Here is a 14295-nt window from a genome sequence, read left to right as displayed (position 1 = left end):
GCTGGACGCTACGACCTGATGACCCGGCTCAACCCCGGCTACCACCGCCACCTCCGGGCGGCAGTGGGTGCGCTCGCCGAGCGGCTGGGCGGGCGCGGGGACCTCGTGCTCGTCGACCTCGGCTGCGGCTCGGGATCGTCCACGGCGGCGCTGGTCGAGGCACTGCCGGGCGCCCGGGTGGTGGGCGTGGACGCGTCCGAGGGCATGCTCGACCAGGCGCGGACGAAGGCGTGGCCGGCCGGGGTGGAGTTCGTCCATGCCACGGCGGAGACGCTGCCCGGCCTGGCGCTGCCGCCGGTCCAGGGCGTCCTGGCCGCGTACCTTTTCCGGAACGTGCCTGCGGCGGGCCGGGACGACGTGCTCGGCATGGTGCGCGAGCAGCTGGAACCCGGCGGGTGGCTGGTCGTCCAGGAGTACTCGGTGGCCGGGCGGCGGCGTGCCGGGATCGTCTGGTCGCTGGTCTGCTGGCTGGTCGTCGTGCCGCTGGCGTTCGTGCTGCGCGCCCGTCCCGGCCTGTACGTGTACCTGTGGCGCAGCGTGCGCGGGTTCGACAGCACGGACGCCTTCTCGGCCCGGCTGGCGGCGGCAGGCTTCACCGACCTCGTCCGCCTCGAGGTGGACGGCTGGCAGCGCGGCATCCTGCACACCTGGGTGGCCCGGCGTCCCGGGAGCTGAGGCCACGGGTTGTCCGGCCGTCCGCGTGGGTACTGCCTGTAGTCCACGCGACAGCAGGGAGGATGATGTCGGACGAGCGGACGGAGTGGCCGCGACCCGAGCGCAACGAGACACCCGCCGAGCGCAGCGACCGGAACTGGAGCGAGTTGCTCCAGGAGTTGCGGGTGACCCAGACCGGCATCCAGATCCTGTCGGGCTTCCTGTTGACGATCCCGTTCCAGTCCCGGTTCGAAGAGCTCGACCCGGCGCTGGTGGTCGTGTACCTCGCAGCGGTGGCCTGCGGCACGTTGTCGACGCTGTTCGTCGTCGCGCCCGTCCCGCTGCACCGGCTGCTGTTCCGGCGCCACGTGAAGAACCTGCTCGTCGACTCGTCCGACGTGCTGGCCAGGATCGGGCTGGCGCTGCTCGCGGTCACGGTCGTGCTCGTCACCGCGCTGGTCTTCGGCTTCGTGCTCGGCACGACGTCCGGCCTGGTCGCGGCCCTGGCCGGCACGCTCACCTTCCTGTGCGCGTGGCTCCTGCTGCCCCTGCTGCTGCGCAGCCGTCCCCGGATCGGAGAGGACACCTGATGAAGACCCTCGAACCCGGCCCCGTCGTCGGCGCGCTGACCACCGCCTGCGCGGTGGCCGGCTCGATCCTGACGAACCCGAAGTCGGCCTGGTACCGGTCGCTGCGCAAGCCGCCCTGGCAGCCGCCGCCGGCGGCGTTCCCGCTGGTCTGGACGACGCTCTACGCCGCCATCGGTGCCGCCGCGACCCGCACGATCACCGGCCTGGAGAAGGGCGGACGCAAGTCCGACGCCGACCGGTTCAAGGCGGCGTACGTCGTCAACCTCGCGCTGAACGCGGCGTGGAGCGGTATCTTCTTCCGCGCGCACGCGCTCCGTCCCGCCGTCGGGGTGGCGGCCGTCCTCGCCGCGAGTGCCGCCGACCTCGCCCGCCGCGCCCGTCCGACCGGACGGGCCAACACCACGCCGTTCCTCGCCTACGCCGCCTGGTGTGCGTTCGCCACCGCCCTGTCCGCCGCCGTCGCCCGTCGCAACCGGGCCTGAACAGTAAGGGGACAGGTCCCTGACCGTTCACGCTTCACTCCGCGGTCGCTGGTCACTCCCGCGGTCGCTGGTCGAGCTTGTCGAGACCACCACCACGTCTCGACAAGCTCGACGATCGACGGGTCGTCCGGAGGTGGGGACCGTCCCCGGCTGAACGGTTGGGACCCGTCCCCGAACCGTTCAGGGCAAGTGGACCGAGTAAGGAACCGTCCCCGGTCAGGGGGTGGCCAGGCGGACGGCGGCCTCGCTGATCGAGTGGCCGAGCGGACGGAACGGGGGTGGTGCGAGGTGCTGGTGGCGGCCGCCGACCCACAGCTCGAGGGACGGCAGGTCGGCGACGGCCTCGACGACCGGACGGAGCCGCGCGGCGTCCCTGCGGCGGTACAGCGAGCTGACGGCCGCGTCGGCGCCGACCTTCAGCGCGGCGTCGTGCCACGCCTCCGCGGGAAGCTGTGAGCCGAGGTAGACCGTGGCGGTGCCCGCCCGGCGCGCGGCGGTGGCGAACGCCAGCAGGCCGAGTTCGTGGTCGACGCCCGGAGGGGCGCCGACGAGGATCGTCCGCCCCGAGGCCGGCTGGCCCGCGGCCTCGTACGCGGCCGCGAGCCGGCGCATCACCAGGTTGCTGACCAGGTGCTCGCCCGCGACGGACACCTCGCCGCTCGCCCACGCCCGGCCGAGCCCGGTCATCGCCGGCATCAGCCACTCGTCCACCACGGTCTCGAACGAGCCGCGGGCGAACTGGGCGTCCAGCACCCGGGCGGCCGCGTCGCCGTCCATGGCCGCCGCGGCCGCCACCAGTTCGCGTTCACCCGGCAGGCCGCTCTCGGCCTGCGTCCGGCGCGCGGACTCCACCGCGGCCTGGTGGGGCGCCCAGCCGGCCCGGACGAGGCTGTGCATCAGCCGGATCCGCGCCAGGGCCGCCTCGTCGTACAGCCGGTAGCCCGCGGCGGTGCGGCCGGGCGAGACCAGGCCGTAGCGGCGCTCCCACGCCCGCAGCGTGTGCTCGGGCACCCCGGTGAGCTCGGCGGCCCTCTTGATCGTGACCATGACCGTCCGAGGGTACCGGCGAGTTCGCTGCATCGGCGAGCGTTCTACGCAGTTTGTCTAAGGTTTTCCGCTTATCACTGTTCAAGCTGGTGACCAGATGGCATCGTTTTTGTACAAGGTTTGAGGCAGACGTTTCGGGGGCAGGAGTACGCAATGAGTGATCGGGTCCGCCAGGTGGTCGTCACCGCCGCCGCGGTGTTCATGATCGTGGGCACGCTGTTCGGCATCGGCGTGATCGGGACGCGGGTGGAGGAGAGCTCCGGCGGCAGCCTGTCCGCGACCGCGACGCTGCTCGCGCCGGCCGTCCGGGCGTTCTCGATCTGGTCGGTGATCTACGCGGGCCTGGTCGCCTACGTGGTCTGGCAGTGGCTGCCGGCGAACACCGCCTCGCCGCGAGCCCGTCGGATCGGCGCCCTGGCCGCACTGTCGATGGTGCTCAACGGCGCCTGGCTACTGGTCACGCAGGTGGGCTGGCTGTGGGTCAGCGTCCTCGTGATCCTCGCTCTCGCCGCCACGCTGGGCGAACTGATGCGGCGACTGGGTCCGCCCCGGCACGCGTCCCCCGTGGAGAAGGTCGTGGTGGACGGCACGTTCGGGCTCTACCTGGGCTGGGTCGCGATCGCCACCGCCGCGAACATCACCGCCACCCTGGTCGCGTCCGGGGTGAACCCGCCGCTGCCGGTCGCCGAGCTGCTGGCCGTCGCCGTGCTCGCCGTCGCCGCGGCCATCGGCGTCGTGCTGGCCCGGGTGCTGGACGGACGGATCGGCGTCGCCCTCGCCATGGCCTGGGGACTCGCCTGGATCGCGGTCGGACGCCTCGCCGGCGAGCCGGCGTCGACGCTCACCGGGGTCGCCGCCGCGGTGGCCGCAGCAGTTGTGCTGACCGCCACCGGCTTGATCTGGCTCCGGCGGGCGGGTCAGCTTGTTCCCGTCCACGTCCACAATCCCGGGGGCACCCGATGAACGCCGACATCGACGACCTCGTGGTACTCCTCGACGAGCACGACCGGCCGATCGGGCACGCCGACCGCACCGCCGTGCACACCCGCGACACCCCGCGGCACCTCGCGTTCTCCTGCTACCTGTTCGACGACACCGGACGCGTGCTGCTCACCCGGCGCGCCCTGACCAAGGCCACCTGGCCGGGGGTGTGGACGAACTCCTGCTGCGGCCACCCGCGTCCCGGCGAGGCCGCCGAGACGGCGGTGCGGCGGCGCGTGTCCCAGGAACTCGGCGTTCCCGTGGACGACCTGAACCTCGTCCTGCCCGACTTCGGCTACCGCGCCGTCGACGCGTCCGGGATCGTCGAGAACGAGACCTGCCCGGTCTGGGTGGGCCGGATCCGCGGCCCGCTCACGCCCGACCCGGCCGAGGTGTGCGAGACCGCGTGGGTGTCCTGGGGCGACCTGATCCGGGTCGCCGACACGGTGCCCGCCCTGCTCAGCCCGTGGTGCGCACTCCAGGTGCCGTTGCTGGAGGACGCGATGCGGAAGGCGGGCGCGGCATGACCCTGATCCACTCCGCCCGGCACGAGGTCGGCCAGCACACAGCCAGGGACGAGCGCACGCTGGCCGCGGTCGAGGCCGTCATCGACGCGACCCTGGACTCGCTGCGGGCGAGGTGGGTCGACCTCGCCGCCGCCGTGGTCCCCCGCGAGGGCGTGCTGCACACCGACTCCGTGCTCGACCTGCTCGAGACGACGGTCCGGTCGGGCGGCAAGCGGTTCCGTCCGCGGATGGCCCACTGGGGTTGGGTGGCCGCCGGCGGGCACCGCACCGGCACCGGGCACGACGACCTGGTCACGGTGGGCGCGGCGCTGGAGCTGCTGCACGTGTTCGCGCTGATCCACGACGACGTGATGGACGGCTCGGAGACCCGCCGCGGGCGCCCGTCCGTCCATGCCAGCGCGCGGGACCAGCACGTCCAGCGGCACGGCATCGGGGACGCGCAGCGGTACGGCGAGAACATCGCGATCCTGGCCGGCGACCTCGCGCACAGCGAGTCCGGGCTGCTGGTCGCCACGCTGCCCCGGCCGCTGCAGGAGCTGTGGCGGACACTGTGCATCGAGCTGATGATGGGTCAGGGCCGCGACCTGGTCGGTGCGGCGAACGGACGCCGCGACCTCGCGCACGCCCGCGAGGTGGCGCGGGCGAAGTCGGGCGCCTACACGGTGTGGCGGCCGCTGCAGCTGGGCGCGGTGGCCGCCGGCGCCGGGCCGCGCACGCTGGTCGCCCTCGAGCGCTACGGGGTCGCGGTGGGCGAGGCGTTCGCGCTGCGCGACGACATCCTCGGCGTGATCGGTGACTCGCGCGCCATGGGCAAGCCGGTCGGGGACGACATCGTCGCGGGCAAGCCGACGGTGCTGATGGCGCTGGCCACCGAGCGGTTCTCGCCCCGCTGGCAGCGTGCGCTGCGGCGGGCGGCCCGCGGACGTGCGTCCGGGTCGCTGGTGGCCGGGCTGCAGGCGGAGTTCGTCCGCTCGGGCGTGATCGCCGATGTGGAGGCGATGATCCGGGACGCGGTGGCGGCCGCGTTCGTCGCGCTCGACGACCCGGCGATCGACGCCGACGCGGCGTCCGGGCTGGAGGCGCTGGCGCGGCGGGTCGCCTGGCGGGACGCATGAGCACCCCACGGAGTTCTTCTCCTCCGCTGCGCTCCCCCGAACAGCTCCGCGGGGACCCCGCATGAAGCACCCCACGGTGGCCCGCATGAGCACCCCACGGGACCCCGGATGAGCCGCGTCGCGGTCGTCGGGGCCGGGCTCGCCGGACTCGCCGCCGCGGCCCAGCTCGTGGGCGACGGTCACGACGTGGTCGTGCTGGAGCGGGAGGCCGAACCCGGCGGCCGGGCCGGCACGCTCAGCCAGGCCGGCTTCACCTTCGACACCGGTCCGACCGTGCTGACCATGCCGCACCTGCTCGATCGTGCCTTCGCACGGCTGGGGACGTCGCTGGAGGCCGAGGTGCCGCTGCGGCGGCTCGACCCGGCCTATCGGGCGGTGTACGCGGACGGGTCCGAGCTGCTGGTGCGCGCCGGCCTGGCAGACCAGGTGGCGGAGTTACGCCGGCGTGGCCTGGCCCGCGACGCGCAGGCGTTCGCCGGCTTCGTGGACTGGCTGCAGGAGCTCTACGCCACCGAGATGCCGCACTTCATCGAGCGGAACTTCGACTCGCCGGTCGACCTGCTCACCCGTCCGGTCGCTGCGGCGCGGCTGGTGCGGCTCGGCGGTTTCGGCAGCCTGCAGAAGGCCGTGGAGAAGCGGATCTCAGACCCACGGCTGGTGCGGCTGTTCACTTTCCAGGCGATGTACGCGGGCCTCGCCCCCACCGACGCGCTGGCGATCTACGCGGTGATCACCTACATGGACTGCATCTCCGGCGTGTACTTCCCCGAGGGTGGCATGCACCGGGTGCCGGCCGCGCTGGCTCGGGCGCTGAACGCTGCCGGCGCGGAGTTGCGCTACGAGGCGCCGGTCACCGAGCTGCTCACCGACGCGACCGGCAAGCTGGCCGGGGTGGTCGCCGGCGGCGAGAAGCTCGCCGTGGACGCGGCCGTGATCACCCTCGACCTGCCGACGGCCTACACCCGGCTCCTGCCCGACCTCACCCCGCCGCGACGCCTCGCCCGAGCGGCCTGGTCGCCGTCCGCCCTGGTCTGGCACGTGGGGGTGCGCGGGACGCCGGGCCCGGGGGTCGCCCACCACAACATCCACTTCGCCGAGTCCTGGCACGTGGCGTTCGACCAGCTGATCACGCGCAAGGAGCTGATGGGCGACCCCTCCCGGCTGGTCACGGTGCCGAGCCTGGACGCTGACGTCGCGCCGGCCGGGCACAGCACGATGTACGTGCTGGAGCCGGTGCCGCACCTGGGCGCGTCGATCGACTGGACGCGGGAGCGCGGCCCGGCGCGGGAGCGGCTGCACCGCTTCCTCGGGGCCAACGGCTACCCCGACGACGTGGTCACCGAGCGCCTGGTCACGCCCCTGGAATGGGCGGCGCAGGGCATGAAGATGGGCACCCCGTTCAGCCTCGCCCACACCTTCGGCCAGACCGGACCGTTCCGTCCGGCCAACGTAGAGCCACGCCTGCCCGGCGTGTTCTTCGCCGGCTCGGGCACCACCCCCGGCGTCGGCGTGCCCATGGTGCTGATCAGCGGCGAACTGGCCGCCGAGCGCGTCCGGACGTACCTGGGCGCGGCGCGCCCACCCACCGTCGTCCCGGCCGCATCCACCGTCATCCCGGGCTCGCCTGTCATCCCGGGCTCGCCCCGGGATCCCGTGGGGCCGGTTGGCTGGTCGGGTGTCGGGGATCCCGGCGTTCGCCGGGATGACGGACGGAGGGCGGGCCCGACCACCGTCGTCCCGGGCGTTCCGGGGAAGGACGGGTCATCGTGACTCCCGAACTGGCCGCCGGCTACGCCGAATGCGCCCGACTGACGAGGGCGTACGGCACCACCTACTACTGGGGCGCGGCGCTGCTGCCGTCGGCCCAGCGGCGGCACGTGTACGCGATCTACGCGCTCTGCCGGCTGGCCGACGACATCGTGGACGCGGACGGCGCGACCACCGTCCGCGCCGCCGACACCGCGCACCAGCTGACGGCCTTCCGGGATGGGTTCGACGCCGCCCTGGCCGGCGATCCCCGGGACGCGACCCTGGCCGCGATCGCCCACACCGTCCGCGAGACCGGCATCGAGCGGGAGTGCTTCGACCGGTTCTTCGGCGCGATGGCGCTCGACCTGACCGTCGCCGGCTACCGGACCTGGGCCGACCTGTGCGGCTACATGGAGGGCTCGGCCGCGGTGATCGGCGAGATGATGCTGCCCGTCCTGCAGCCGCTCACCCCGGACGCGAAGGAGCCGGCCCGGGCGCTGGGCTTCGCGTTCCAGCTGACCAACTTCCTGCGCGACGTCGGCGAGGACCTCGACCGTGGCCGGGTCTACCTACCGGCCGACGACCTGGCCCGGTTCGGCGCGGACCCGTGGCGCCGCGTGGTCGACCAGCCGTGGCGTGAGGTGATGGCGTTCGAGATCGCCCGCAACCGCGAGCTGTACGCGCTGGCCCGCACCGGTGTGGCGATGCTGCCGCCGGCGTCCGCGCGCTGCGTGGGCACGGCGCTGGACCTGTACTCCCGCATCCTCGAGCGGATCGAGTCCCGCGACTACGACGTGTTCTCCGGTCGCGCCCGGGTGCCGACGTGGCGCAAGGCGGTGACCGCGGCGTCCATCCTGGTCGCCGGACCGAGGCAGGTGGCATGAGGGCCGAGTACCTGCTGCTGATGGCGGCCTGCGTGGCGATCACCCTGCCGCTGGAGTTCTGGCTGCGCGCCCGGGTGTACCGCCGGCCCGTCCGCCTGCTGCTGGCCCTGGCGCCCGCCCTGGTCGCGTTCTACGTCTGGGACGCCGTCGCGATCGCCCGCGGCCACTGGGACTACAGCCCCTCGGCCACCATCGGCGTGCTCCTGCCGGGGGCCGTGCCCGTCGAGGAACTGGTGTTCTTCCTGGTCATCCCGGTGTGCGGCCTGCTCACCTACGAAGCGGTCGGGACGGTCCTGGGGCAACGGTCCCTGAGGAGCGGGCGGGAGATCCCGGGTCACGCCCGGGATGACGGTGGGCTGAGGAGCGGCGCCCCCCACAGCCAGTCCCTGAGGAGCGGCGCCCCCCACAACCGGTCCCTGAGGAGCCGGCGAGGAACGAGCCGGCGTCACGAAGGGCCCGTCCCCGAGGACGACCATGCCTGAGTACACCCTCGCCACGCTCGCCGCCGTGATCGCGGTCGTCGCCGTCGAACTGCTCTGGGCGCGGACGGGTATCTTCCGGACGCTCCAGTACTGGCTGGCGATGGCGATCGTGTTCTTCTTCCAGGTCCTGGTGGACGGCTGGCTGACGAAGCTGTCCGACCCGATCGTGCGGTACGCGCCCGAGCACTTCCTCGGCGTCCGGTTCCCGTTCGACATCCCGATCGAGGACTTCGGTTTCGGCTTCGCCCTGGTCACCGCCGTGATCATCGCGTGGGAAGTCGCCGGCCGCCGGGAGCAGCAGGCATGAGGCCCTGGCGTCCGGGACGGGACGCGCGCGCCGTCCGCCACCCGCCGGTGACGGAGAATGGGGACAGACCCCATTTCGCGCCACCCGCAGACACCCCCACGGTCGCCGTCGTCGGCGGCGGTGTCGCCGGGCTGGCTGCGGCGACCGGCCTGGCCGAGCGCGGCGTCCGGGTGGTGCTGCTGGAAGCCGCGAACACCCTCGGCGGCCGCGTGCGCGCGTGGCCGATCATCTTGCCGGACGGCCGGACCGGCACGATGAGCCGCGGCTTCCACGCCTTCTTCCGCCAGTACTACAACCTTCGCGCGCTGCTCCGCCGGGCGGACCCTGGCCTGGAGCGGTTGGTCCCGGTCGCCGACTATCCGCTGCAGCTGGCCGCGTCCGACGGTGGGGAGCCGGTCGTCGACTCGTTCACCAACGTGCCCCGCACGCCGCCCTGGAACCTGGTGGGTTTCGTGGCGCAGAGCCCGTCCTTCTCGGTGGGCGACCTGGCCAGGGTGGACGTCCGGCAGGCGCTCGGCCTGCTGCGGGTGCGCTTCCCGCGCACCTACTCGCAACTGGACGGGGTGAGCGCGGCCGAGTTCCTCGACCGGCTGCGGTTCCCGGACTCGGCGCGGCACCTGGCACTGGAGGTCTTCGCCCGCAGCTTCTTCGCCGACCCACGGGAGTTCGCGGCGGGCGAGCTGGTCGCGATGTTCCACACCTACTTCGTCGGCTCGGCGGAGGGGCTGCTGTTCGACGTCCCCGACGACGACTACGACACCGCGCTGTGGGCGCCGCTCGGCCGCTACCTGTTCTCTCGCGGCGTGGAGGTGCGCACCGGCGTCCGCGCGCTCGGGGTGGAACCGCGGGACGGCGCCACGGTCGTCGCGACGAGCGACGGGGAGCTGGCCGCGGACGCGGTCGTACTGGCCCTCGACACCCGGGCACTGCAGCAGGTCGTCGGCGCGTCCGACCGGCTGGGCAACGCGCCGTGGCGGGAGCGGATCGCCGCCCTGCGCGCCGCGCCGCCGTTCGGCGTGGGCCGGCGCTGGTTGACCGGGCCGCACCCGGAGGTGGCCGCCTTCCTCGGCACGAGCGGGTACGGTCCGCTGGACAACGTCAGCCGGCTGGACGCCTTCGAGGCCGGCGCCGCCGAGTGGGCGCGACGCACTGGTGGGACGGTGGTCGAGGTGCACGGCTACGCGCTGCGCGACCCGTCCACGGCAACCCGGGACGAGTTGTGGCGCCAGGCCGGGCAGGTCTACCCGGAACTTCAGGACGCTCCGGTGGCGGCCGAGGAGTGGCTGGTCGCCGACGACTGTCCGCTCGTGGACCTGTCCCCGTGGCACCTGCGCCCGACCGTGGCCACCCCGGACCCGCGTGTCGTCCTGGCCGGCGACCTGGTCCGCAGCGAGTGGCCGATCGCCCTGATGGAGCGCGCGGCGACCACGGGCTGGCAGGCGGCGAACACACTCCTGGCGCGCTTCGGCCGCCGCGGCCACGACCTCTGGTCGCCGCCCCTGCGCGGCCTGCTGGGCTGACCGACCCCGCTCCCGAGGCCGCGGGTGCGACCGGTCCATCCCGGTCCCGGGGCCGCGGGTGCGACCGGTTCATCCCGGTCCCGGGGCCGCGGGTGCGACCGGTTCATCCCGCTCCTGAGGCCGCGAGTGTGACCGGTTCATCCCCCCGCTCCCTGAGGAGGCCGCGAGCGCAGCGAGTGGCCGTCACGAAGGGCCACCCAAGCTTGTCGACACCCCCTCGCGGGTATGAACAGGGCATTCGAGAAGGAGGACCCATGCCCGCACGCGATCCCGGACCATCGGTGAAGGACAAGGAAATGTACGAGGCGCTGCGTGACGACGGCGCCAGCAAGGAGAAGGCCGCGCGCATCTCGAACGCCGCCGCAGGTTCGTCCCGGAAGGCAGTCGGCCACAAGGGCGGCAGCGCCAAGGACTACGACGAGCGCACCAAGTCTGAGCTCGTGAAGCGCGCCAGGGAACTCGGCATCAAGGGCCGCTCGAAGATGTCGAAGTCCGAGCTGGTGGACGCCCTGCGCAACCACTGAGCGCGTACGTCGTCCCGGCCCCTACGTCATTCCGCCTGAGGAATTGCGCGCTCGATGGACATAAGTGGCCGCCTGCCGGCAATTGAGAACGTCGAGAGTGCGGATCCGCTGTCGAGAGTGCGGATCCTCTCCAGTCCTGGTGGCTCAACGCGGGTGGCCGGACAAGGCCTCCGTCCTGCGACGCGCCGGCACGGGCCGTCCGCTCAAGATCCTCCATGCGTGCCGTCACCCATGGCGCGCGTGGCGTGATCGGGGTAAGGAGGAGGGCATGGACGCAGCCAGGCGCACGTGCGACGCGATAGTGATCGGCTCCGGGCCGAACGGACTCGTGGCGGCCATCGCGCTCGCCGAGGCGGGCTGGGACGTGGTCGTCCTCGAGGCGGCGGACGACGTCGGCGGCGCCGTCCGCAGCAGTGAGGTGACCGCTCCGGGCTACGTCACCGACCTCTACAGCGCGTTCTATCCGCTCGCGGCGGCCAGCCCGGTGATCCGCGCCCTCGACCTGGACCGGCACGGGCTGGAGTGGGTGCAGGCACCGGCCGTGCTGGCCCACCAGCTGGAGGACGGCCGCACGGCCCTGCTGCACCGCCAGCCTGAGCAGACCGCTGCCGCTCTGGACGCCTTCGCCGCGGGCGACGGCGATGCCTGGCTGGAGCTCTTCGCCCAGTGGCAGCGGGCACGCGACGACCTGCTGGACGCCCTGTTCACTCCGTTTCCCCCGGTCAGCGCCGGCTTGGGACTGCTGCGCCGGTTGCGCGCGTCCGGGACGCTGCGGCTGGCGCGACTCGCAGCGATGCCGGTACGCCGGCTCGGGGAGGAGCAGTTCAGCGGCGTCGGTGCCCGACTGCTGCTCACCGGTAACGCCCTGCACAGCGACATCCCGCCGGACGCCGCCGGCAGCGGCCTGTTCGGCTGGCTGCTGTGCATGCTCGGCCAGGAGGTCGGCTTCCCCGTCCCTCGCGGTGGGGCGGGCAGGTTCGCGGAGGCTCTCCGCGCACGGGCGGAGGCGCTGGGGACGGAGGTGCGCACCGGGACCGTCGTGACCGATGTCCTGGTCGAGGCCCGGCGGGCGACCGGCGTCCGGCTCGCTGACGGGACGGTGGTGACGGCCAGGGCGATCCTCGCGGACGTCCCGGCACCGGCGCTCTATGAGGGACTACTGGCCCGCGTCCCGCTGCCGCAGCGGCTGCGCGACGACGTTGCCGCCTTCCACTGGGACCACGCCACCCTGAAGGCCAACTGGGCCCTGCGCGCGCCGGTGCCGTGGCTGGGTGACGGCAGCCGGGACGCCGGCACGGTGCACCTCGGGGTGGACCTGGACGGCTTCGTCGACTTCGCCGCGGACCTGAGCGTGGGACGCCTGCCGCAGCGGCCGTTCGTGCTGTTCGGCCAGATGGCGGTGGCCGACCCGTCCCGGGCGCCGCAGGGCGCGGAGTCGGCGTGGGCCTACACGCATCTGCCGCGGCGGTTCGCGTCCGATGCCTCTGCGGTGCAGCATCACCTCGACCGGGTGGAGGAGGCGATCGAGCGGGTCGCGCCCGGTTTCCGGGACCTGGTGGTGGCGAGGCACGTCCAGTCGCCGGCCGACCTCGAGGCCGGGAACCCCAGCCTCGTCGGCGGCGCGATCAACGCCGGTACGTCCGCGATCCACCAGGAGCTGGTGTTCCGGCCGACGCCGGGACTCGGCCGTCCCGAGACCCCGATCGACGGGCTGTTCCTCGCCAGCGCGTCCGCCCACCCCGGTGGAGGGGTGCACGGCGCCTGTGGCTGGAACGCCGCCCGGGCGGCGCTGACCGCGAACGGCCGTCTCGGCGCGGTGAAGAACGCCCTCGTCCGGACGGCCTGGGAGCGCCTCCTGCGCTGAACGATGGGGACTGAACGATGGGGACGGTTCTTAATTCAGTTCACTCTCAGCCGATCGTTGGCGGAAAGTGAACCGAATTGAGAACCGTCCCCATCGTTCAGGTCTCCGCGGTTCAGGTGAACCGAGTTGAGAACCGTCCCCGCGGTTCAGGCGATGCGTTCCTCACGGTGATGGCCCTCGGCGAGCAGGGCCAGCCGGTGCAGGGTCTCGCGGTTGCGGGGGCCGAGGAGGACGTGCCGGACGGGCGGCGGGATCAGCCGGCCCGGACCGGACACCGCGTCCTCGGTGATCGTGACCACGCTGCGGCCAGGGCCGTCCGCACGGATGCTGAGATGGACGTGCGCCTCTCCCACCGGCCAGCCACGCGCGGTGAGGACGAGGTCGGTGCCGTCCTCCATCCGTTCGACCCGGGTGAAGTCCTGGATGAGCAGCGGCCACAGCCCGACCGAGTGGTGCACCTTCGCGCCCGCGGCAGGCCAGTCGACGTCGACGTCCCGTACCCGCGCGGCACCGACCACCCAGTTCGCGTACGACCATCCGTCCGCCAGGACCGCCCACACGGCGGACGGTGGCGCCGCGACCGATCGCGAGATCGTCGGCCCCGGCTCACGGGCGTGTTCGGACGGGTTCGCGTCGCCCTTGCTCACGGTCGTCGCCTCCTTCGGATCGGCCTGCACCACAGGTACCCGCCGCCCGGCCGATCGCGACGCGCTTCCCACCGGAATCCGCGAGGATGAGGACAGGGACGGAAGGAGTCGTCATGGACGGAACCGCACGGACGCTGCGGCTGGTCTGGCCACAGTGGCAGGGCGCCGGGACGTCGGCAGTCCGCGAACTGGCCGCGGAGTTCCCCTTCGAGGTCGCTCGCCGCGGCTATGTGGTCGGGTCCGCGGTACTGGCCGCCGTCCTGCCCCCGCACGACGGCCCGACCGCGACCGTGCCGATCACCATGGGCGACGAGGACCTCACCGAGCGGGACGGCATGGAGGCCAAGGCCGCCGTGCTGCGCCAGCTGCGCGCAGCCCTCGACCTGATCGCGCAGCACAACCCGGACCGGATCCTCACCCTCGGCGGCGAATGCTCGGTGAGCGTCGCCCCGTTCGCCGCGCTGGCCGCCCGTTACCCCGACGACCTCGCCGTGCTCTGGATCGACGCCCATCCAGACACCGGCACGGGTGCCAGCGCGTACCCGGGCTACCACGCGATGGCCGTCACCGCCCTCACCGGCCACGGCGACCCGGACGTGCTCGCCGCGCTCCCGGCCACCGTGCCGTCCGACCGGGTCGCGCTCGTCGGCCTCTGCGAGTGGACGGACGACGACTACCCGCGGCTCGCCGAGTGGGGGCTGCAGGCATTCGGTCCGGACGCGCTGCGCACGGCCAGCACCCCCGTCCTCGACTGGCTCGCGGCCACGGGCTGCCGGCGCGTGGCGATCCACTTCGACGTCGACACGATCGACAGCGACGAGCTCAGGTTGGGCCTCGGTGCCGTCCCCGGTGGCCTGACCAGCGCCCAGGTGCGCCGGATCGTCGCGGACGTCAGCGCCGCGGCCGAGGTGGTGGGCTTCAC

General features: G+C 73.2%; 16 protein-coding genes. 14 read left to right on the top strand and 2 right to left on the bottom strand.

What is annotated here, in order from left to right:
* The 3 genes from Q1K57_RS04375 to Q1K57_RS04365 form a co-directional block, all read left to right on the top strand.
* The coding region (locus Q1K57_RS04375) for a methyltransferase domain-containing protein (protein WP_300079384.1) at window positions 1-675 on the top strand (675 nt) is incomplete at its 5' end.
* 62 nt (window positions 676-737) lie between these two features.
* Window positions 738-1244 (top strand): DUF6328 family protein, encoded by a 507-nt coding sequence (locus tag Q1K57_RS04370; protein WP_300079382.1) that lies wholly within the window; start codon window positions 738-740, stop codon window positions 1242-1244.
* Window positions 1244-1726: a TspO/MBR family protein gene (locus Q1K57_RS04365; protein WP_300079380.1), complete on the top strand. Its 483-nt coding sequence runs from the start codon at window positions 1244-1246 to the stop codon at window positions 1724-1726. The genes Q1K57_RS04370 and Q1K57_RS04365 overlap by 1 nt, the downstream gene beginning before the upstream one ends.
* Window positions 1727-1942: 216 nt before the next feature.
* On the opposite strand, the gene Q1K57_RS04360 is transcribed toward Q1K57_RS04365, so the two are convergent.
* Window positions 1943-2773: a MerR family transcriptional regulator gene (locus Q1K57_RS04360; RefSeq protein ID WP_300079379.1), complete on the bottom strand. Its 831-nt coding sequence runs from the start codon at window positions 2771-2773 to the stop codon at window positions 1943-1945.
* Between the two features lie 153 nt (window positions 2774-2926).
* Between Q1K57_RS04360 and Q1K57_RS04355 the strand changes: the two genes are divergently transcribed.
* The 10 genes from Q1K57_RS04355 (at window position 2927) to Q1K57_RS04310 (ending at window position 12726) form a co-directional block, all read left to right on the top strand.
* Window positions 2927-3736, top strand: a complete 810-nt coding sequence (locus Q1K57_RS04355) for a hypothetical protein (protein WP_300079378.1) — start codon at window positions 2927-2929, stop codon at window positions 3734-3736.
* Entirely contained in the window at window positions 3733-4281 is a 549-nt protein-coding gene (idi, locus tag Q1K57_RS04350; protein WP_300079377.1) for an isopentenyl-diphosphate Delta-isomerase, read from the top strand. The genes Q1K57_RS04355 and idi overlap by 4 nt, the downstream gene beginning before the upstream one ends.
* A complete protein-coding gene (locus tag Q1K57_RS04345; RefSeq protein ID WP_300079375.1) occupies window positions 4278-5396 on the top strand; it encodes a polyprenyl synthetase family protein in 1119 nt (372 codons plus the stop codon). Before idi ends, Q1K57_RS04345 begins: the two co-directional genes overlap by 4 nt.
* Before the next feature lie 108 nt (window positions 5397-5504).
* Window positions 5505-7166 carry a phytoene desaturase family protein gene (gene crtI / locus Q1K57_RS04340; protein WP_300079373.1) on the top strand — a complete coding sequence of 554 codons (1662 nt, stop codon included), beginning with the start codon at window positions 5505-5507 and terminating at the stop codon, window positions 7164-7166.
* Window positions 7163-8029: a phytoene/squalene synthase family protein gene (locus tag Q1K57_RS04335; RefSeq protein ID WP_300079371.1), complete on the top strand. Its 867-nt coding sequence runs from the start codon at window positions 7163-7165 to the stop codon at window positions 8027-8029. The genes crtI and Q1K57_RS04335 overlap by 4 nt, the downstream gene beginning before the upstream one ends.
* Window positions 8026-8511, top strand: coding sequence for a lycopene cyclase domain-containing protein (locus Q1K57_RS04330; RefSeq protein WP_300079369.1), 486 nt, complete (start codon window positions 8026-8028; stop codon window positions 8509-8511). The genes Q1K57_RS04335 and Q1K57_RS04330 overlap by 4 nt, the downstream gene beginning before the upstream one ends.
* The gene (locus tag Q1K57_RS04325) at window positions 8504-8818 is read left to right on the top strand and encodes a lycopene cyclase domain-containing protein (RefSeq protein ID WP_300079367.1); all 315 of its coding nucleotides are present in this window, start codon (window positions 8504-8506) and stop codon (window positions 8816-8818) included. The genes Q1K57_RS04330 and Q1K57_RS04325 overlap by 8 nt, the downstream gene beginning before the upstream one ends.
* On the top strand, window positions 8815-10338 hold the full coding sequence (locus Q1K57_RS04320; RefSeq protein ID WP_300079365.1) for an FAD-dependent oxidoreductase: 1524 nt from the start codon (window positions 8815-8817) through the stop codon (window positions 10336-10338). The genes Q1K57_RS04325 and Q1K57_RS04320 overlap by 4 nt, the downstream gene beginning before the upstream one ends.
* 254 nt (window positions 10339-10592) lie before the next feature.
* A complete protein-coding gene (locus tag Q1K57_RS04315; RefSeq protein ID WP_300079363.1) occupies window positions 10593-10862 on the top strand; it encodes a Rho termination factor N-terminal domain-containing protein in 270 nt (89 codons plus the stop codon).
* A 268-nt stretch (window positions 10863-11130) separates the two neighbouring features.
* Window positions 11131-12726: an NAD(P)/FAD-dependent oxidoreductase gene (locus Q1K57_RS04310; RefSeq protein ID WP_300079361.1), complete on the top strand. Its 1596-nt coding sequence runs from the start codon at window positions 11131-11133 to the stop codon at window positions 12724-12726.
* A 146-nt stretch (window positions 12727-12872) separates the two neighbouring features.
* Here Q1K57_RS04310 and Q1K57_RS04305 read toward each other — a convergent pair whose 3' ends face one another.
* A complete protein-coding gene (locus tag Q1K57_RS04305; protein ID WP_300079360.1) occupies window positions 12873-13373 on the bottom strand; it encodes an SRPBCC family protein in 501 nt (166 codons plus the stop codon).
* Window positions 13374-13486: 113 nt separating this feature from the next.
* Here Q1K57_RS04305 and Q1K57_RS04300 point away from each other — a divergent pair.
* Window positions 13487-14295: arginase family protein (locus Q1K57_RS04300; protein WP_300079358.1), on the top strand; the 809-nt coding region annotated here is incomplete at its 3' end.

Source organism: Propioniciclava sp., assembly GCF_029977985.1.
In the GTDB taxonomy this organism is placed as follows: Bacteria; Actinomycetota; Actinomycetes; order Propionibacteriales; family Propionibacteriaceae; genus Propioniciclava.
Note: the sequence above shows the minus strand (reverse complement) of the source record. Positions and strands in the feature narration are given on the sequence as shown.